The following is an 18387-nucleotide window of genomic DNA, read 5'->3' on the forward strand; positions in this document are numbered from 1 at the left end:
CTGTGTGACGGGGCTTTTTGCATGTGTTCGGTTAGAAATTCATTGGTTCAGATACCATCGCGAGCAGGCTCACTCCTACAGGGGAATGCATTTCAAATGTAGGAGTGAGCCTGCTCGCGATAGGGCCATCAGCAACGCGATCAATCCTCGGGGAAAGTAGTTAGCCTGCTTTCTTTTATCTGACACCCACGCCATGATGCGAACTCTCCCACCGCCGCCCGCGAACGAGCCCTCATGTCTGCGCAGCAAATGCCACCGCAAAGCTCCATGGCGATCACCCTGCAGATCGTTTCCATCGTGTTCTACACCTTTATTGCCTTCCTCTGCATCGGTCTGCCGATCGCGGTGTTGCCCGGATATGTGCATGAACAACTGGGTTTCAGCGCGGTGGTTGCCGGGCTGGTGATCGGCTCGCAGTACCTGGCCACCCTGCTCAGCCGGCCGATGGCCGGGCGCATGTCGGATACGGTCGGGACCAAACGGGCGATCATTTATGGCTTGTGGGGGATTGTCCTCAGCGGCCTGCTGACGCTGCTCTCTACGCTGCTACAGGACTTTGCGCTGACCAGCCTGATCATTCTGATTATCGGCCGTTTGCTGCTCGGTATCGCGCAGGGCTTGATCGGCGTCGGCACCATCAGTTGGTGCATGGGCCAGGTCGGCGTCGAACACACGGCAAAATCGATTGGCTGGAACGGCATCGCTTCCTATGGCGCGATTGCCATTGGTGCGCCATTAGGGGTGGTGATGGTCGCCGAATACGGCTTCACCAGCCTCGGCATCGCGCTGGCCGTGCTGGCGGCCGGTGCACTGCTGCTGATTCGCAACAAGCCGTCGGTACCGGTGATACGCGGAGAACGCCTACCGTTCTGGGCGGTGTTCGGGCGGATCGCCCCGTATGGCGCCAGTCTGACCCTGGCTTCAATAGGCTACGGCACGCTAACGACGTTCATCACCCTCTATTACCTCAACCGTGGCTGGACCGGCGCGGCGTACTGCCTGACGGTGTTTGGCGTGTGCTTCATCCTGTCGCGGCTGATGTTTATCTCGGCGATCAGTCGGTTTGGCGGGTTCAGGTCCGCTATCGCCTGCATGACCATCGAAACCTTAGGGCTGGTGCTGTTGTGGCTGGCGCCGTCGACCGCGTTCGCCTTGATCGGCGCGGGGCTGGCGGGTTTTGGCCTGTCGCTGGTGTACCCGGCGCTAGGTGTCGAAGCGATCAAGCAGGTGCCCAGTTCAAGTCGTGGTTCCGGGTTGGGCGCTTATGCGGTGTTCTTCGATCTGGCGCTGGCGATTGCCGGGCCGTTGATGGGCGCGGTGGCGTTGAATCTGGGGTATTCGTGGATATTCTTCAGTGCGGCGTTGTTGTCGGTGATTGGGTTGGGGCTGACTCTGCTGCTGCAGCGCCGGGCGATTTCCTGAGCCTTGAACCAAACCCTGTGGGAGCGAGCCTGCTCGCGAAAGCGGTGAATCAGTCAGCACATATATTGACTGACACTACGCTTTCGCGAGCAGGCTCGCTCCCACAAGGGATCTGCACCTGACTATTGATCCGCGGTTTGCATGCCGGCCCGGGTTGGTCTGCCCAGTGTATGCGAGAAGAACCGCCCGGCCTCGGAGATGAGGTTGCGGTGAATATCCTCGCGATCCACGCCATCCGCATCGGTACACAACGCCGGCATCGCGCGAATCTGCTCTTCGTTGCATGGCGCCATAAAGACGAAGTGCCCTGCCCCGGCCAGTAATTTGAAATCCGGCGCTGTCGGCAGTTTGCGCGCCAGCGCCGCAGCGTTCTTGTCGAAGGCCACCAGTTTGTCGCCATCGCCGCTGTAGAGCAGCACCGGCACATGCACATCGGCCAGGGTGTGCCGGCCGAATTTCAAGCTTAGCGGCGCCATCAACAGCAAGGCATGCACGCGCGGATCGGCCACCGGTTGCAGGTCATCGCGATCGACGATCAATTCACCCTGTGTATTGCAGGCATCACGATCATCCGGACGCTCCTGACAGTAACGACGCAGACGATCCAGATCCGGTTGCGCCCCGGACAGGATCAACGCGGTCTCGCCGCCCGCCGAATAACCGATCACCCCGACTTGATCGGCGTTGACGTATGGCGCAAGCATGCGATCGCCAAGGGTCGCGGTGATGGCTTCGGAAATCTGGATCGGCCGCCCGTACAGATTGCTCAGGGTGCCCAATCGGCTGTGGTCTTTGGAGTTGTCACCGGGGTGAATCACCGCCACCACGACAAAGCCTTTGCGTGCCAGCGACGTTGCGAGATCGTGCAACGCCAGCGGCGTGCCGGTGTTGCCGTGGGAAAGCATCAGCATCGGAAAACGGCCAATGGCGACTTTGGTGTCTTCGCCGGCCTCGACTGAATAGCCTTCGAGCAGACTCATGTGCTCGCGGTCGCTGGACGGATAGAAGGCAATGGCGCGCATCGGTTGCAGGTCCAGCGGATCGAGAAACGTCATCTCGTGGTAGCCGACGCTCCACACCGGGTGCCGCCCAGGCGCAGCGTGCACTGTGTTAAAGCTGCCCAGCAGGCAAATCAGTAACGTTGCACAAAGACGCATCATGGGATGCCCCACCCTGTTGTGACTCAATCGAAAGTTCCGTTGCGTTGCGGGCCTGAAACGCCGGGGATTCGGTGTTTCGGTACGACAATGCACTCAGACGCTGATTGTGTGACTGCATAACCCGGGCCAGATTATGTAACAGCCAGAAACAAAAAACTCCGTATTCGCCCCTTGCGGAACCAGAATACAGAGTTTTTTGAGTGTTACCTGAACAACAGCTGTTCTTTACGCAAGCCTTACGCCGCGGCGAACAGTTGCTCGCTGATCTTCGCTTGGGCAGCGGTCATGGCGTTGTTGCGCACTTCGTCGCCATACGCCAGGCCTTCGGCACGGACAATTTCGATGTCGGTGATGCCGAGGAAGCCCAACACCAGCTTCAGGTATTCTTCGTGAGCGATGCCGCTGGCCTGACCGGCATGAATACCGCCAGCGGTGGAAACGATCACCACTTTCTTGCCACCGCACAGGCCTTCAGGGCCGGCTTCGGTGTAACGGAAGGTTTGACCGGCGACGGCAACGCGGTCGATCCACGCTTTGAGTTGGGTCGGTACGGTGAAGTTGTACATCGGTGCGGCGATGACGACGGCGTCGGCAGCGATGAATTCGGCCAGGGTCGAAGCGCTCAGTTCGGCTTCGTGCTGTTGTGCGGCGTTACGCAGCTCAGCGGTGGTGCCGGCGGCGACCAGCGTGGTCGACGAGAAGTGGCTGATGGCGTCGGCGGCCAGGTCACGGTAGGTCACCACGGCGCTTGGCTCGGCGGCTTGCCAGGCTTTGACGACTTCGCTGCTCAACTGACGGGAAGCCGAGTTGTCGCCCAGAATGCTCGAATCGATATGCAGCAGTTTCATGTGGAATCTCCTGGAAGGAATCGCCGGTGGCGACGGAATGGAGACAATCCTACGCAAGAAACCAATGGATGATTAGCCGCCTGAAATGCGATAGTTTGTCCCACTGATAGAACAGTTGGATTTCCCTATGCAAGACCTCAACGATCTCTACTATTTCGCCAAAGTCGTCGAGGCCGGCGGTTTTGCCGCGGCCGGGCGATTGCTCGGGATTCCCAAGTCACGCCTGTCACGGCGCATTGCCGAACTGGAAGAACGCCTTGGCGCGCGTTTGCTGCAACGCACCACCCGGCAACTCAATCTCACTGCCGTTGGCGAACGTTATCTGCGTCACTGCCAGGCCATGTTGCTCGAAGCAGAAATGGCCGATGAGGCGGTGGCGAGCATGTCGAGCGAGCCGCGTGGACGTTTGCGGGTGTCATGCCCGACCGGTCTGGCCCGGGAAATGTTGCCGTGGGTCATCAGCGAATTTTTAGGCAAATTCCCGCAGGTGCAACTGGAAGTCGTCCTGCTCAATCGCCGCGTCGATCTGGTCGGCGAAGGTTTTGATGTGGCGCTGCGCGTGCGTGAACACGGTGATGAAGACCCGTTGCTGGTCACTCGACGCTTGCGTCAGGCGCAAATGGTTGTAGTAGCCAGTCCGGCGTTTTTGCAGGGCCAGACGATCAATCATCCGCAAGACCTGAAAAATCTGCCGGTGCTCGGCGCGCTGGAGGCGGATCGCATGGTGCATGTGCGCTTGCTTGATCAACAGGGTGAAAGCTTCGAGTTGAACATGGAGGCGCGCCTGGGCATCGATGACTTTATTGTGCGCAAGGCCTGCGTGCTGGCCGGTCAGGGTTTCACCTTGCTGCCGATGATGTATTGCGAAGAGGAACTGAGAAACGGCACGCTGGTGCAGATGCTGCCAGAGTGGTCGCTGCCAGGCGGCTGGCTGCAAGCGGTGTATCCGCATCGACGCGGAGTGATGCCGGCAGTGCGCGCGTGGATCGATCATCTGGTCGAATCGTTCAATGCCTGTGGGGAGCGGTTGTTATGAGCAAGGGAAAGATGAACGAAGCCGACGTTGCGGCGTTCTGCCTGGCATTGCCGGGCGCTCGGGAAGATTACAAGTGGGGTGGCGTGCGGGTGTTTTCGATTGCCGGCAACAAGATGTTTGCCTTGCAGGGGCTGCGCGGAGACTCACTGGCGTTCAAGGTCGACAAGGATCTGTTTCTCGGCCATTGCGACCGCCCGGGCATTCACCCGGCGCCGTATCTGGCGCGGGCGCAGTGGATCATCATGCACCCGCCCTACCCGTTGGCTGCCGAGGAATTGCAGGGGTTGTTGCAGCGTTCGCATCAGTTGGTCGTGAGCAAGTTGCCAAAGAAAACCCAAATCGGTTTATTGCTGTAACCCCAATCCCTGTAGGAGTGAGCCTGCTCGCGATAGCGGAGTGTCAGTCAAAGAAATTCCAACTGACACTCCGCTATCGCGAGCAGGCTCACTCCTACATAGGGAATTGCGGTGTATTCAGAACAGCGTCAGCAGATTCGAGCCGAGAAACAGCTGGTCGATCCAGAACACCTGATGCAACACGACAATCACCCAGAACAGAATCTGAAACGACACCTTGCGCGTCTTGTGCCGGAACACCTGCTGGGCAATCAACGCGCCCGGCCAGCCGCCGGCCAGTTCCACGGCGTGCAGAACGTTCTCCGGGGTGCGCCAGGCATCGGTGCGCGCCTTGCGCTTGTCGGCCCAGTACATGAAGAACGCCAGCACGCTGACGACGCCATAAGCGGTCAGCGGCACCAGTGAAATCCCGCGCAGCCACATCGCCACTGAGCCGAACAATGGCAGCGCGCAGACGATCAGCAGAACCAGCAGTTTCAGCTTCAGGTTCTGGATGTTGTTGCCGCCCGAAGGTCGTCCTTCGGGCCGGCGTGCGCGGGAATCACTCATGGTTTGGCCGCTGCCCAATCGATCCAGCCAAACTGCCACGTCGCCAGAATCACCAGACCAAACACGATCCGATACCAGGCAAACGCCGCATAGCTGTGGCTGGCAATGAACTTGAGCAGGCCGCGCACGGCAATCATGGCGAAGATGAACGCGGTGACGAAACCGATGGCGAACACCGGGAAGTCTGCCGGGACAAACAGGTGGCGATACTTGTAACCCGAGTAAACCGCCGCACCGACCATGGTTGGCATCGCCAGAAAGAACGAAAACTCGGTGGCAGTCTTGCGCGACAGGCCGAACAGCAATCCGCCAATGATCGTCGAGCCGGAGCGCGAGGTACCGGGGATCATCGCCAGACACTGGGCGAAGCCGACCTTCAAGGCATCTTTCCAATTGATCTCGTCGACCGTTTCGGCATGCACTTCATGCTGACGCTTTTCCGCCCACAACATGATGATGCCGCCCACCACCAGTGCAGTCGCAACGGTGATCGGATTGAACAGGTATTCGTGGATCAGGTCGGCAAAGATCACGCCCAGCACCACGGCGGGCAGAAACGCGATCAGCAGGTTGGCGGTAAAACGCCGTGCGCTCGGCTGCGTCGGCAAACCGATGACCACATCAAGAATCTTGCGTCGAAACTCCCAGACCACCGCGAGAATCGCGCCGAGCTGGATGATGATATTGAACGCCATGGCCCGTTCGCCGCCGAATTCGAGCAAGTCGGCAACAATGATCTGGTGTCCGGTACTGGAAATGGGCAAAAACTCCGTCAGCCCTTCTACAACTCCTAGTATCAGTGCCTGCAAGGCCGTCCAAAGATCCATCAATCCCCCAAAGAGCGATGCGCGCCGGCATGCCCCGATAGTATTTTTCTAGCGTTCACTGCGATCAGCGTAGCTGGTTATGGCTGTACCGATTCCGCGCGCACAGGATCCACACGAAACGGTCAAAATTCCGTGAAATATCAATTTGGATTCAGGTTTTCACGCGCGGGGCCGAAATCCTAACAGACAAGCCTTAATAGCGCTGCCGCGTTATACGACTTGGGTCGCGTATGCCCGCTCACGAAATCGTGGTTGGATGCTGGCGGTCGTTTATTACAAGAGAAAAAGAATCCGGAGTGACAGCGTTATGAACAGCTTGCGCAGTGTGTCGATCAGCCGACGCTTGTGGCTCATCTTGATTGTGGCGGTGGTCATGTTGCTGACCTTGGGCGTGTTGATGCTCAAGCAGATCCACGACGATCTCTACCATGCCAAGGCCCAGAAAACCCAGCACGTGGTGCAGACCGCCAGCGGCCTGCTGACCTATTACCATGACCTCGAAACCGCCGGCACGCTGACAAAAGACGCCGCGCAGAAACAGGCCCTCACCGCCATTCGTGGTCTGCGTTACGACCAGAGCGATTACTTCTGGATCAACGACCTCACGCCCGTGATGGTCATGCACCCGACCAACCCGAAACTGGAAGGCCAGAACCTCTCGGCGATCCGTGATCCGGACGGTTTTGCGGTGTTCAACGAAATGGTTGCCATCGCCAAGGCCAAAGGCGCCGGCATGGTCGATTACCGCTGGCCGAAACCGGGTGCCAGTGAGCCGGTGGCCAAGACTTCTTACGTGAAACTGTTCGAACCGTGGGGCTGGGTGCTCGGCTCCGGGGTTTACGTCGACGACGTCCAGGCGGAATTCCAGGGGCAAATGATCAAGGCTTCGCTCATCGGCCTGGCGATTGCCGTGATCATGGCGTTGCTGGTGATCCTGATCGCACGCAGCATTGTGCGCCCGCTACAGGAAACCGTGAACGCCATGGCCAACATCGCCAGTGGCGAAAGCGACCTGACGCGCAGCCTCGATACCCATGGCAAGGATGAGGTCACTGAACTGGCGCATCACTTCAACGCCTTTACCGCCAAACTACGCCGGGTGATCGGTGATTTGCAGGTGTCGGCCAGTGCGCTTGGCCAATCGTCGAGCGAACTGGGCAACGATGCTTCGCAGGCCCAGCAACGCAGCCAGCAGCAGTCGCAGCAGATGGAACTGGTGGCCACCGCGATCAACGAAGTGACCTACGGCGTGCAAGATGTGGCGAAAAACGCCGAACACGCCGCCGCGGAAATGCGCGACGCCGAAGCGCAGGCGCAACAGGGCCAGATCAACATCGATGGCAGCTTGCAGCAGATCGACAAGCTGTCCGGGACCATTGATCAAGCGGTTGAAGTGATTCGCACCCTGGCTGCCGAAAGCACCCAGATCGGCAGCGTGCTGGAGGTGATCCGTTCGATTGCCGAGCAGACCAACCTGCTCGCGCTCAACGCCGCGATCGAAGCGGCCCGGGCCGGTGAGCAAGGTCGCGGGTTTGCCGTGGTGGCGGATGAAGTGCGCTTGTTGGCGCAGCGTACGCAGAAATCGACCGCGGAAATCCAGTCGATGATCGAGCGTTTGCAGAATCACTCCGAAGCGGCGGTGAAGGTGATCGGCGACAGCAGCAAGGCGTCGCAATTGACCATCGAACAAGCCGGGCTGGCCGGCGCCAGTCTGAATGCGATTGGCCAGGCACTGCGCAATCTCAATGGTCTGAATGCGTCGATTGCCAGCGCTACGTTGCAGCAGGCGCATGTGGTCGAGGACATCAATCAGAACGTGACGCAAGCGGCCGGCCTCTCGCACAGCACGGCGATCGCGGCCGAGCAGTCGAGTGCGGCCAGCGTACGGCTCGGCCAATTGAGCGAACAACTGAACGCCCTCCTGCGCCAGTTCCGCGTCTAGACACCACCCCCTGTAGGAGTGAGCCTGCTCGCGATAGCGGTGTTTCAGCCGGTATAAATTTCGCTGACACACCGCTATCGCGAGCAGGCTCACTCCTACACGTTTTTGGGTACAATCCGCCCCCTTCTTTCACTCCCCCAAGGAACCCCCATGTCCGGGCTTGAACTGTTTGCCGCCGCACTCGGCGTGATCGCCGTCTGGCTGACGGTCAAACAGAATCCGTGGTGCTGGCCGATCGGGCTGGTCATGGTCTTGCTCTACAGCTGGATCTTCTTTGAAGTGAAGCTGTACTCGGACATGTTGCTGCAAGTGATTTACGCCGCGCTGCAAGTCTATGGCTGGTGGCAATGGACCCGCGCCGGGACGATGCATGACGGCCGCGAGGTCACCCGCCTCGATCGCCGCACTCTGTTGCACGGCCTCAGCGTTGGCGCGGTCGGCAGTGTCTTGCTCGGTGCAGCCATGGCCCATTGGACCGACGCCGCGCAACCGTGGCTCGATGCAGCGCTGACCGGTTTCAGCCTGGTGGCGCAATTGTGGATGGCGCAGAAACGCCTGCAATGCTGGGCGCTGTGGTTCGTGCTCGATGTGATCTTTGTCGGCTTGTTCGTCTACAAAGGGCTGTACCTGACCGCGGCGCTGTACGGGCTGTTTACCTTGCTGGCGATTCAAGGCTTTCGTGAATGGCGCGCCGACCCGGCGTTGCGCACATGAAGGTCGTGGTGCTGACCGGGCCCGAATCCACCGGCAAGAGCTGGCTGGCGGCGGGCCTGCAACAACGCTTTGGCGGTGTGCGCGTGGATGAGTACGTGCGCCGCTTTATCGAACTCAATCCCCGTGACACCTGTCTGGCAGACATCCCTGGAATCGCTCGGGGCCAGTTGCAGTGGGAAGATGAAGCGCGGGCGCAACAGCCGTCGTTGCTGATTCTCGACACCCATTTGCTGAGCAATATGCTGTGGAGTCAGACGCTGTTCGGCGACTGCCCGGACTGGCTGGAATCGGAATTGTCGGGGCGGCATTACGACCTGCACCTTTTACTCTCGCCAGAGCAGATCGACTGGACCGATGACGGTCAGCGCTGCCAACCGGATCTGCACGAGCGACTGGCGTTTTACCAGGCCACGCAAACCTGGCTTGAAAACCATCACCAGCGTTTTCAGATCATTCAGGGCAATTGGGGCGAACGCCAGACTCAGGCATTTGCCGCCGTCGAGCAATTACTGGCCCAGTGACCCAGCCAATGGGTCACCTTCCCCGGCGCTTTCCCCTGTTTTGGGGAGAAAGTGTCCGTTCCTGAAACACTCACCCGCGTGCAAAGTGGCCGTTTCAGCACTGTTCATCGCTTTGTCATCCCGGTTGTTACAAGGCTGATACACACCGCTGCAAACCCTTGTTCCAGAGCTTTGTTAAGCCAATGGACAGGTCGGCCCAGCAATGCGTGTTTCAAGATTGAAACAGGTTGTGTATCGAACGTGCACGCTTATTCTGCAACTCATTGAAACCCAAACACTTTTAAAAAGCGGCACAGCTTTCGCTCTCTCCTTCACAACGCTGACTCGGGCCAGCCCACTGAAGAAGGAATTGCAGCCGTGGGGAATATCCAAAAAGGTTTGACCTGCCTTCTGCTGATCGGATCAGCAGCCAGTACGTTGATCAGCTTCAACGCGCAGGCAGAAGGCAACGGCGTGATTGTCCTCAATCGCGATGTTCAGCCGATTCCTATTGGTCGCAGCGGCGGTAAAGACCCTTATCCAACCACCGTCAATGCCAACCCTTCAGGCCGCATCAATCAAGCGATGAGCAGCACTGAGCTCAATGACGGCGAGTTTGCCAGCGTGGCCAGTGGCTCTTCGATCCGCGGCAACATCAGCACGCCGACGGCGAATCTGCCCGGCATGAACACCCTGACCAATACCAACGGCCTGCCCGGCATGAGCAGCGGCCACGGCGGCGGCGCCGGCGGTTCTATCTCCAATACCGTCAACCGCGCCATGGGCGCAGGCCTTGCGCCGCTGACCCGCATGGCTGGAGGCCAATAAGATGAATCGTTGCCTGCTCCTGCTTGCCCTCTTCGGCTGCGCCAGTGCCATGGCGGCCGACCCCAGCTCAGTGAACAACGCGAACATTCAGGACACCGGCATTCAGTACCGTGGCAACTACAACGTCAACCAGGCCGCTGGCGACCAGATGCAACAGACCAACACCAAGGCCATCGCCATTGGCACCGCGGCCAGCGCCACCACCACCGTCCGCCAGCACATCGACACACCCGGTAACCCCTCGACGAATGCCAGCGCCACCATCGGCGGCAACTCTTTCAGCAATGGCAACGGGATCCTGGGCGTGAACCAGGGCGCCGGTGCCAACAACCAGATGGCCAACGTCACGCGCATCAGCATCAGTGCTGGCCCGCAGAGCGTTGACGACAGTGCCCTTTCACAACAGAACGTGGCGCTTTTACCGAGCTCAGGAGCAACTGGTACCTCACCCGGCAGTCGCCAGGTCACGACAAGTGATCAGGCCTTCACCGGCAGCCGCGGGGTAATCCAGGTGAACCAGAGTGCCGGGGTGGGGAACCGAATGGCTAACACCCTGAGCATCCGGGTCGCTGACTGACCCAAACAACAAAAGCAGTGCAATTAGAAAGTACCAACACTTAACCAACTAATAAGCACGATGGAGAAACACCATGAAACCTACAATGGCTCTCAAACCACTGGTTTTCGCACTTGCAGCAGTGATGGCAATCGCAGCACAGGCAGGCGGTCGTGATGACGATCATGGTAACGGGCACGGCAATGGTCATGGCAACCATGAACCAAAAGGCCCTACCCTGGAACAACTTCTGCAAATCGGCGCCGGCGCTGGTGCTGCCGTACTCGACACGCAGAACAGCGATGGCAACCTGGTGGGCAACCAAGGCACCAAAAATGATGCCTCCGTTCGCGACTCGGCCAATGGCACCAACGGCAACGTCGGCATGAACAACACCGCCGGCGATGGCAACCAGCAAGACAACGCCGCTGCACTGGCGACTGCCGACGAAAGCTTTATCTTCGGCACTGCCGTGTCCGTTTCCAGCGCGACTCAAGTCAACAACAACAACGCGGTTGCCAACTACTCGACAACCAACAACGCCAACCTCAACAACGTGGGTAACGGCGGTTCCGGCAACATCGGTGTGAACAACAGTGCCGGCAACTTCAACCAACAGAAAAACAACCTGGCCATTGCTGTATCCGGTGGTCGTGTCGCTAACGCCGCTGCCGCCGCCAACCAAAGCTCCACTGGGTTGACTGTGTCCAACAACGGCACACAAACCTACAAAACCGATACTCTGAGAGGTACCTTCACCGCTGCTGGCGCATTCGTGGCAGCTGGCAAAGCGACCATCGAAGGCGACAAAGGCCATGGTGGTGGCGGTTATGGCGACAACGACCGTGGTCATGGCGGCAGCGGCGGCAGCAAAGATCAGAAAGCGACCTTTGAAGCTGTCGGCATCTTCGGTCTCGCCGGTGTAACCACGCAACAAGTGCTGACCCCAGACGGCTGGAAAAACCCTGTGACCAACAACGCAAGCATCTCCAACGTTGGTAACAGCTTCTCCGGCAACGCTGGTTACAACAACGCCGCCGGTGTTGGTAACCAACAAAGCAACTCGCTGTCCATCGCTGCAGGTTGCAAAGCCTGCCTGTAGTCGCGATCGAAACGAAAGCCCCGGAAACGGGGCTTTTCCTCAGTCCGCAAAGGCGTATCGATCATGCGTAAGACTGCCCTCCTCCCTCTGCTTCTCGTCTGTGGCCTGACTCAGGCCGGCCAGATGCCCGTGGCTGCCTTGCCGGGTGGCACGCTCATCTACAAGAACGTGCAAAGCATTCGTGAGCGCAAGTTTGCCGACATCGTCGAACAGAAAACCGATTTCAGCTGCGGCGCTGCTGCACTGGCCACGGTGTTACGCCAGGCCTATTGGCTCGACGTCGATGAGGAGCACATCATCAAAGGCATGCTGGTCAACGCTGACCAGAACCTGGTTCGTACTCAAGGGTTTTCCATGCTGGACATGAAGCGCTACATAGAAAGCATCGGCATGCGCGCCAGGGGTTACAAGATTCCATCGGAGAAGCTCGACGCAGTCACTATTCCGGTGGTGGTACTGATGGAAATTCGCGGCTACAAGCATTTCGTCGTGCTGCAGCGTTCGGACAAGGATTGGGTGTACATCGGAGACCCGGTTCTCGGCCATAAACGCTACAAACATGATGACTTTGTCAAAGGTTGGAACGGCATTGTCTTCGCCATCGTCGGTCCCGGATATGACAAGGCCAACGCCTTGCGCAGCCCTCCGGTGCCTTTGACGGCCAAGAACAAGCTGGATGGATTCAACCCGGTCAAAGATGCTGAATTGATGGATTTCGGGTTCATACAGAGCGACTTCTTTTAATCGCCGATTATAGAGAATGGGACTGGATGTCCCGGGAGCAGCAGATGAAAACCTCATACTGGCTGGCCGCCGCCTGCCTGGCAGCGAGTGCGTCAGGCTATGCCAATGCAGGATTCAAACCTATAGAAATACAAGACAAGGAGTTGTCCGAGTTACGTGGTCGTTATGTCATGCCGGGGCGGATTATCAGCTTCGGCATTGTCATGAGCAGTACCTGGCGCAACGCCAGTGGCGATTTGATCGGGGCTTCGACCTCGATGCAACTTCAGGCTGCAACGGTAAAACCTGAATTCTATGTTCAAACCATCAAGGAACACGGCAACGGCGGCACCCTGTCAGCGGGTACTGGCACGATCACCGGTGGCGCCGGCCTTGATAGCAGCCAAGGCGTGACACAAAGCGTGCGTGCCGCTGGCGACAGCAATACGGCCTACAACAACGTCGCCATCAACGTCAAAGAGGCCAATCAGGCGCCAGCACTGGCTCCCGCCCAAGGGCAGGCCTTGATGGCCGGCCAGACAATCGGCGGCAGCAATGCGGCAGGCAGCGTCGCCGTCTCGGCAAGCGGAGGCGGCGTGCAAATGGCCATTCAGGCCTCCGGCAATCAGGGCACGGCCCTGCAACAAGTCGCCCAGGGTGGGTTGCTGCAGAACACCCGTTTGCTGGGCAGTGCCAACGTGGTCAATAACATGACTCAACTCAACGTCGTCCTGAACAATAACGGCATGAGCGCCGGCGCACTGGATTGCAACCTGACTCAACTCAGGGCACTACGCAATATTGGATATTGAACTACGCTGAGTCTCGATCATTGGGCTTAAAGGGACGGCTTATTCATGTATCGATCAGTATCACTGCGTGCCGCTGTTTGTTTGAGCACTCTTCTACCTGCAGCGATGCTGCAAGCGGCACCGGACGCCGACGTAGAAGTCCTGAAACAAGAACTTCTGGAGCTGAAGCAACGTTACGAAGTACAACAAAAAGCCCTGGCGGTACTCGAACAACGGGTTCGCCAGGTCGAAGATCAACCGGCGGCGCCGCAACCGAAACGGTTGGCCAAGTCGCCATCGGATTTGAAAGGCAATCCAAAAGTGGCCACCGGTACCGGGGCCGCAGCAGCGTCGGGGGGCGCAGCCGGAGGTAGTGGGGCTTCTTACGGGCAATCGCTTGCAGATGATTCGCAACCGGCACAAAGTGTGTCCAACCTGTACGACGAGGCCAGTGGCTTCTTCGGCGGTGGCAAATTCAGCTTCGAAACCGGTATCACCTACTCGCGCTACGACACCCGTCAGTTGATCCTCAACGGCTTTCTGGCACTGGACTCGATTTTTCTCGGCAACATCAACCTGGACCGGATCAAGGCTGACACCTGGACCCTCGACCTCACGGGGCGCTACAACTTCGACAATCGCTGGCAGTTCGACCTGAACGTGCCGGTGGTCTACCGCGATTCGACTTATCAATCCGGCGGCGGCAACGGCGGTGCGTCCAACGTCACGACCGAGCAAGACGTAACACGCGATCCAACCATTGGCGACGTCAATTTCGGTATCGCCTACAAGTTCCTCGACGAGTCGGTCAATACGCCGGATGCGGTGGTCACCTTGCGGGTCAAAGCGCCAACCGGCAAGGATCCGTTCGGCATCAAGTTGCGCCAGACCGACGCCAACTCCAACCTGTTCGTGCCTGACACCCTGCCTACCGGCAACGGCGTCTGGTCGGTCACTCCGGGCATCTCGCTGGTCAAGACGTTTGACCCGGCGGTGCTGTTCGGCAGCTTGTCCTACACCCACAACCTGGAGGAGTCGTTTGACGACATCAGCTCGACGGTCAACCAGAAAAACCCGGGCAAGGTACAGATTGGCGACAGCTTCCAGATCGGCGCCGGTATCGCGTTTGCGCTGAACGAGAAGATGAGTATGTCGTTCTCGATGTCTGACCTGGTGCAACGCAAAAGCAAGCTGAAACAGGATGGCGGCGATTGGCAATCGGTGGTGTCCAGTGACGCCAACGCCGGTTATTTCAACGTCGGCATGACCATTGCGGCCACCGACAACCTGACGATTGTTCCGAACTTGTCGATCGGTCTGACCGACGATGCCCCGGACTTTTCCTTCAGCCTGAAATTCCCGTATTACTTCTAGGCAAAAGCAAAAGATCGCAACCTGCGGCAGCTCCTGCATTGGGAATGTGTAATCCCTGTAGGAGCTGCCGCAGGCTGCGATCTTTTGATCTTCAGCTATCTAGCGAATCTGGTGTTTATGCAGCAGGCGATAAAACGTCGGCCGTGATACGCCCAGCACTTTCGCCGCAACACTGAGATTATCGCTGTGCCGGTTCAACACATCGCACAGTGCCTGGCGTTCGGCGCGGGTCTTGTAATCTTCCAGCGTGCCCATGGGGGTAGCGATCGAGTGCTGGCTGATCAGCCCCAGGTCTCGGGCCTCGATCTGCCGGCCTTCGGCCAACACCAGCCCGCGCCGCACACGGTTGGCCAGCTCACGGACGTTGCCCGGCCAGTCATGTTTGCCCATGGCAATCAGCGCGTCTTCGCTGAAACTGCGTGGGCGTCGGCCGGTTTCGTGGCTGTAAAAGTGGGAAAAATGGTTGGCCAGCATTGAGAGATCGCCGTGGCGTTCGCGCAAAGGCGCGGTGACCACTTGCAATACGTTGAGCCGGTAATACAGATCTTCACGAAAACGCTTCTTCTCGATGGCGGCCTCAAGGTCGACGTGGGTCGCCGCCAGAACGCGCACATCCACCGGAATCGGCTGGCTGCCGCCGACACGTTCGATGTGCCTTTCCTGCAGGAAACGCAGCAGATTGGCTTGCAATTCCAGCGGCAGATCACCGATTTCATCGAGAAACAGCGTGCCGCCATTGGCCGCTTCGATGCGCCCGACCTTGCGTTGATGCGCGCCAGTAAAGGCACCCTTTTCGTGACCGAACAGCTCGGACTGAATCAAATGCTCGGGAATCGCCCCACAGTTGATCGCCACAAACGGTTTACTGTGGCGCTGGGATTGTCGATGCAGCGTGCGCGCAACCAGTTCTTTACCGGTGCCGCTTTCACCGCGAATCAGAACCGGCGATTCGGTGGGTGCCAGTTTGCTCAGTAACTTGCGCAGTTCACGGATCGGTTTGCTGTCGCCAAGCAGTTCATGTTCGGGCTGATCCACGTGTATCGTGCCCTGCCCGCGCAACCGCGCCATGCCGAATGCCCGGCCGAGGGTGACCTGCACCCGCGACACGTCGAACGGCAAGGTGTGAAAATCGAAAAACCATTCACAGACGAAATCACCGACATTTTGTAAACGCAGGACTTCCTGATTGAGCACAGCGATCCATTCGGTGCCGCTGCGACTGATCAGCTCCTTGACGGCTTCGGGACGTTCGAGGTGAAACGGCTGCAATCGCAGCAAACCGACATCACAACTTCTATCGCCGGCGTTTTCCAAAGTACAGCTGTCGACATCCCAACCTACGCCGCGTAATCCGGGCAATAAGCGGTGGCAATCGTCGCACGGATCGACCACCAATAAACGTCGTAACGCAGGCGCTTCGCTCATGACTGTTCCTTGGCGCCAAATTATTAGAAATGATTGTAAAAACAGTCATTTGGCAGACCCGACTGTAACATTAGCAAGATTTTGACAGCGCCTTGTATCGATTGCTTATAGGTGTACAAGCAAACCCGTTATAAGAACGGAAGTTGTTAGTAAGCTATCGACTAATTCCAGCCTTAACCTTTCAGGGAGCTTTCAAAAACCTCTCTGCAAAGCAACGCTATGAAAGAAAGTTGAAATTTCTTTGTTTCATGTGTGACCTGCCTGCGGGTTCGGTGCATCAGTACAAGTACCAGCCGCACGGTAAGCCCAACCGACGGCGCATCACTTGATTGGGCACGACAGAGAGAAAACCCCATGACCGCCCCGCTCCGTATCAACGAAGCACTTTTGATTGCCAACCACGCGTTCAAACCTTTCCAGTGCGTGGCCTGGGCGCCACAAGACGGCAATGGCGAACTGAGCCTGACCGTCGTCGACCGGACCAATTCCCATATCGGTCGCAAACAGATCCCAAGCAGCGCCTATTCCGATCCGGCGCAACTCGAGCAACTGCTGCAGCAGGCTCGCGCTGAACTCAGCGAAGAAGGTTACAGCCTGCAATCCTGGTCGATGCCACACTAAGACTCGGGCAATGCGGATGACACTCAGGTCATCCGCCCTCTTCTATTAGTTGTTTTCTTTTTAACCCTTCGTACTTTTGTACAACTATTTGCAACTTCCTCAGGCTTAACTGCTTGGCCGGCTTGCTATTGGTTCAAAAAGACACTGTTCTGGCACAGTGCGACTCTCCACCTGTTAGTTCTTACAGTTGTACTTCTCCCGGTTCAGGGATTGAATGTTTCGCTCATGCAGTTACCCGCCCGGCTCCCGGTACGGGTCAACTCGCAAGGAGATGCGTGCATGTCCACTCTGAACACTTTTGCGCTACCGGCGTTATCAGCGACGTTATTGAACCGGACCGGTCAACTCGACAGGACATTTGCCGGGACTGGCGTTGCCCAAGTGTATTTCGCTGGCAGCGTGTCGAGCCTGACGGTGGATGTCGCCGTCGATGCGCAGGGTCGGATTCTGGTCGCGGCGAAAGTCGGCGTCGCCGCCGGCAGCCGATTCGGACTGGCCCGCATGCTCGCCGATGGCTCCGCCGATCTGTCCTTCGGTGTTCAAGGCAGCGTGATCAATACCTTCGCCCTTGGCTTCGAAGCCACCGCCGGCAAAGTCCGGATACTCCCCGACGGGCGCATCCTGCTCGCTGGTCTGCATTATGAAAACGCTCATCGCACCTTGCCGGCGCTGGCCTTGTTCGATGCACAGGGCAAGCCGGATCCGAGTTTCGGTGACAACGGTCGTCAAGTGGTGGGCCTGCCCGGTGATCTGTCCATGGGCAGCCGCGACAGCTGGCTGCCGCCCGGCGTACCGGGTGCCGAAGCCTGCGACTTCGTCGTGCAGGACGATGGCCATATTCTGCTGATCGCCAATCACCACTTCGAACTCGCCGACCATGCCGGCATGCTGATCCGCCTCAAGCCCGACGGCAGCCTCGATGAAACCTTCAACGGCCGTGGCTTCGTGATGATTCGCCACTTGCTGCTCAACACTTGGCTGAGCAGTCTGATGTTGCAAAAGGACGGGCGCATCGTGGTGGCAGGTTCAATCGACTTTCCGCAGGAGGGTTTGCTGGCGCGCTATGAGCCCAATGGCCGTCTCGACGAGCGTTTTGCCGTAGACGGATTCATGGCCTTCAGGGCCCACGGCAAAAGCGCCCAAGTCAGTCGGGTGATTGAATCTTCAGATGCACTGCACTGCTTCGGCAGCAGCCGCGACCCAATCCGTTGCATGGCGTACAGCCTGCACGCCAATGGCCGTCCGAACCTGCACAACCATGGCGGCCAGCCACAGCTGTTGGAAATCGGCCCCAGCGGCTGTCAATGGAGTGCCGCGCAACGCATGGCGGACGGCCGCATCATCGCGGTCGGCGCAACCATTGGTGGAATCGAAGCGGATTTTATCGTTGCCCGTTATTTGAGTGATGGCGGCCTGGATCACAGTTTCGGCGAAGGCAAAGGTTGGCTGCGCACGCGCTTGGGCCGCTCCCTCGATACGGCTAATTCGCTGGCCGTGCAGGCGGATGACGCCATTCTTGTGGGTGGTTATTCGCTGGATGGCAACTATCGGGCGATGGTCGCGCGATATTTGAATTCATAGGTGAGCCGTATTAACCGTTCGTCGGGAATGGG

The 18387-nt window shown here is 58.4% G+C and carries 19 protein-coding genes; 14 read left to right on the forward strand and 5 right to left on the reverse strand.

Going from position 1 to position 18387, the window contains the following annotated elements; genetic code table 11:
- Positions 1-234 precede the first annotated feature (234 nt).
- Positions 235-1422, forward strand: coding sequence for an MFS transporter (locus tag AC5SEM_RS11625; protein WP_495473052.1), 1188 nt, complete (start codon positions 235-237; stop codon positions 1420-1422).
- Positions 1423-1544: 122 nt separating this feature from the next.
- Here the strand turns inward: AC5SEM_RS11625 and AC5SEM_RS11630 are convergent, their stop codons facing one another.
- Together AC5SEM_RS11630 and AC5SEM_RS11635 are read right to left on the reverse strand one after the other, a co-directional pair.
- Positions 1545-2582: an alpha/beta hydrolase family protein gene (locus AC5SEM_RS11630; protein ID WP_077572767.1), complete on the reverse strand. Its 1038-nt coding sequence runs from the start codon at positions 2580-2582 to the stop codon at positions 1545-1547.
- 236 nt (positions 2583-2818) lie between these two features.
- Positions 2819-3430, reverse strand: a complete 612-nt coding sequence (locus AC5SEM_RS11635; protein ID WP_077572766.1) for an FMN-dependent NADH-azoreductase — start codon at positions 3428-3430, stop codon at positions 2819-2821.
- A gap of 127 nt (positions 3431-3557) precedes the next feature.
- Between AC5SEM_RS11635 and AC5SEM_RS11640 the strand changes: the two genes are divergently transcribed.
- Together AC5SEM_RS11640 and AC5SEM_RS11645 are read left to right on the forward strand one after the other, a co-directional pair.
- Positions 3558-4466 (forward strand): LysR substrate-binding domain-containing protein, encoded by a 909-nt coding sequence (locus AC5SEM_RS11640; RefSeq protein ID WP_212621993.1) that lies wholly within the window; start codon positions 3558-3560, stop codon positions 4464-4466.
- On the forward strand, positions 4463-4822 hold the full coding sequence (locus AC5SEM_RS11645) for an MmcQ/YjbR family DNA-binding protein (protein WP_495473053.1): 360 nt from the start codon (positions 4463-4465) through the stop codon (positions 4820-4822). The genes AC5SEM_RS11640 and AC5SEM_RS11645 overlap by 4 nt, the downstream gene beginning before the upstream one ends.
- Before the next feature lie 117 nt (positions 4823-4939).
- Here AC5SEM_RS11645 and AC5SEM_RS11650 read toward each other — a convergent pair whose 3' ends face one another.
- Together AC5SEM_RS11650 and AC5SEM_RS11655 are read right to left on the reverse strand one after the other, a co-directional pair.
- Positions 4940-5371, reverse strand: coding sequence for a DUF1294 domain-containing protein (locus AC5SEM_RS11650; RefSeq protein WP_331691100.1), 432 nt, complete (start codon positions 5369-5371; stop codon positions 4940-4942).
- A complete protein-coding gene (locus tag AC5SEM_RS11655) occupies positions 5368-6198 on the reverse strand; it encodes an undecaprenyl-diphosphate phosphatase (RefSeq protein WP_495473054.1) in 831 nt (276 codons plus the stop codon). Before AC5SEM_RS11655 ends, AC5SEM_RS11650 begins: the two co-directional genes overlap by 4 nt.
- Positions 6199-6505: 307 nt before the next feature.
- Here AC5SEM_RS11655 and AC5SEM_RS11660 point away from each other — a divergent pair, with 307 nt between their 5' ends.
- The 9 genes from AC5SEM_RS11660 (at position 6506) to fapF (ending at position 14728) form a co-directional block, all read left to right on the forward strand.
- A complete protein-coding gene (locus AC5SEM_RS11660) occupies positions 6506-8140 on the forward strand; it encodes a methyl-accepting chemotaxis protein (protein ID WP_495473055.1) in 1635 nt (544 codons plus the stop codon).
- 150 nt (positions 8141-8290) lie between these two features.
- Entirely contained in the window at positions 8291-8854 is a 564-nt protein-coding gene (gene pnuC / locus AC5SEM_RS11665) for a nicotinamide riboside transporter PnuC (RefSeq protein ID WP_495473056.1), read from the forward strand.
- On the forward strand, positions 8851-9375 hold the full coding sequence (locus AC5SEM_RS11670) for an AAA family ATPase (RefSeq protein ID WP_495473459.1): 525 nt from the start codon (positions 8851-8853) through the stop codon (positions 9373-9375). The genes pnuC and AC5SEM_RS11670 overlap by 4 nt, the downstream gene beginning before the upstream one ends.
- 357 nt (positions 9376-9732) lie before the next feature.
- Entirely contained in the window at positions 9733-10182 is a 450-nt protein-coding gene (fapA, locus tag AC5SEM_RS11675; RefSeq protein ID WP_495473057.1) for a functional amyloid chaperone FapA, read from the forward strand.
- Position 10183: 1 nt separating this feature from the next.
- Positions 10184-10759, forward strand: coding sequence for a fibril amyloid subunit FapB (gene fapB / locus AC5SEM_RS11680; protein ID WP_116030400.1), 576 nt, complete (start codon positions 10184-10186; stop codon positions 10757-10759).
- 73 nt (positions 10760-10832) lie between these two features.
- Positions 10833-11840, forward strand: a complete 1008-nt coding sequence (gene fapC / locus AC5SEM_RS11685; protein WP_077572757.1) for an amyloid-like fimbrin subunit FapC — start codon at positions 10833-10835, stop codon at positions 11838-11840.
- Positions 11841-11903: 63 nt separating this feature from the next.
- The gene (fapD, locus tag AC5SEM_RS11690) at positions 11904-12584 is read left to right on the forward strand and encodes a fibril amyloid maturation endopeptidase FapD (protein ID WP_495473058.1); all 681 of its coding nucleotides are present in this window, start codon (positions 11904-11906) and stop codon (positions 12582-12584) included.
- A gap of 44 nt (positions 12585-12628) precedes the next feature.
- Positions 12629-13375: a fibril amyloid subunit FapE gene (fapE, locus tag AC5SEM_RS11695; protein ID WP_077572755.1), complete on the forward strand. Its 747-nt coding sequence runs from the start codon at positions 12629-12631 to the stop codon at positions 13373-13375.
- 45 nt (positions 13376-13420) lie between these two features.
- Entirely contained in the window at positions 13421-14728 is a 1308-nt protein-coding gene (gene fapF, locus AC5SEM_RS11700; protein ID WP_495473059.1) for a fibril amyloid transporter FapF, read from the forward strand.
- Between the two features lie 99 nt (positions 14729-14827).
- Here fapF and AC5SEM_RS11705 read toward each other — a convergent pair whose 3' ends face one another.
- On the reverse strand, positions 14828-16153 hold the full coding sequence (locus tag AC5SEM_RS11705; protein ID WP_371043672.1) for a sigma-54 dependent transcriptional regulator: 1326 nt from the start codon (positions 16151-16153) through the stop codon (positions 14828-14830).
- Between the two features lie 354 nt (positions 16154-16507).
- Between AC5SEM_RS11705 and AC5SEM_RS11710 the strand changes: the two genes are divergently transcribed.
- Both AC5SEM_RS11710 and AC5SEM_RS11715 read left to right on the forward strand, forming a co-directional pair.
- Positions 16508-16774, forward strand: coding sequence for a hypothetical protein (locus AC5SEM_RS11710; RefSeq protein WP_116030401.1), 267 nt, complete (start codon positions 16508-16510; stop codon positions 16772-16774).
- Positions 16775-17053: 279 nt separating this feature from the next.
- Positions 17054-18355 carry a hypothetical protein gene (locus AC5SEM_RS11715; RefSeq protein WP_495473060.1) on the forward strand — a complete coding sequence of 434 codons (1302 nt, stop codon included), beginning with the start codon at positions 17054-17056 and terminating at the stop codon, positions 18353-18355.
- The last annotated feature ends 32 nt before the right edge of the window (positions 18356-18387 follow it).

The organism is Pseudomonas sp. CH61, from assembly GCF_059429415.1.

Excerpts from the sequence above, each read along its gene's own strand:
- AC5SEM_RS11715 (WP_495473060.1), top strand. The coding sequence starts at position 17,054 with ATGTCCACTCTGAACACTTTTGCGCTACCGGCGTTATCAGCGACGTTA.
- AC5SEM_RS11650 (WP_331691100.1), bottom strand. The coding sequence starts at position 5,371 with ATGAGTGATTCCCGCGCACGCCGGCCCGAAGGACGACCTTCGGGCGGC.
- AC5SEM_RS11630 (WP_077572767.1), bottom strand. The coding sequence starts at position 2,582 with ATGATGCGTCTTTGTGCAACGTTACTGATTTGCCTGCTGGGCAGCTTT.
- AC5SEM_RS11655 (WP_495473054.1), bottom strand. The coding sequence starts at position 6,198 with ATGGATCTTTGGACGGCCTTGCAGGCACTGATACTAGGAGTTGTAGAA.
- AC5SEM_RS11640 (WP_212621993.1), top strand. The coding sequence starts at position 3,558 with ATGCAAGACCTCAACGATCTCTACTATTTCGCCAAAGTCGTCGAGGCC.
- AC5SEM_RS11660 (WP_495473055.1), top strand. The coding sequence starts at position 6,506 with ATGAACAGCTTGCGCAGTGTGTCGATCAGCCGACGCTTGTGGCTCATC.
- AC5SEM_RS11625 (WP_495473052.1), top strand. The coding sequence starts at position 235 with ATGTCTGCGCAGCAAATGCCACCGCAAAGCTCCATGGCGATCACCCTG.
- AC5SEM_RS11670 (WP_495473459.1), top strand. The coding sequence starts at position 8,851 with ATGAAGGTCGTGGTGCTGACCGGGCCCGAATCCACCGGCAAGAGCTGG.
- fapB (WP_116030400.1), top strand. The coding sequence starts at position 10,184 with ATGAATCGTTGCCTGCTCCTGCTTGCCCTCTTCGGCTGCGCCAGTGCC.
- fapF (WP_495473059.1), top strand. The coding sequence starts at position 13,421 with ATGTATCGATCAGTATCACTGCGTGCCGCTGTTTGTTTGAGCACTCTT.
- AC5SEM_RS11705 (WP_371043672.1), bottom strand. The coding sequence starts at position 16,153 with ATGAGCGAAGCGCCTGCGTTACGACGTTTATTGGTGGTCGATCCGTGC.
- AC5SEM_RS11635 (WP_077572766.1), bottom strand. The coding sequence starts at position 3,430 with ATGAAACTGCTGCATATCGATTCGAGCATTCTGGGCGACAACTCGGCT.
- fapC (WP_077572757.1), top strand. The coding sequence starts at position 10,833 with ATGAAACCTACAATGGCTCTCAAACCACTGGTTTTCGCACTTGCAGCA.
- pnuC (WP_495473056.1), top strand. The coding sequence starts at position 8,291 with ATGTCCGGGCTTGAACTGTTTGCCGCCGCACTCGGCGTGATCGCCGTC.
- fapE (WP_077572755.1), top strand. The coding sequence starts at position 12,629 with ATGAAAACCTCATACTGGCTGGCCGCCGCCTGCCTGGCAGCGAGTGCG.
- AC5SEM_RS11710 (WP_116030401.1), top strand. The coding sequence starts at position 16,508 with ATGACCGCCCCGCTCCGTATCAACGAAGCACTTTTGATTGCCAACCAC.
- fapD (WP_495473058.1), top strand. The coding sequence starts at position 11,904 with ATGCGTAAGACTGCCCTCCTCCCTCTGCTTCTCGTCTGTGGCCTGACT.
- AC5SEM_RS11645 (WP_495473053.1), top strand. The coding sequence starts at position 4,463 with ATGAGCAAGGGAAAGATGAACGAAGCCGACGTTGCGGCGTTCTGCCTG.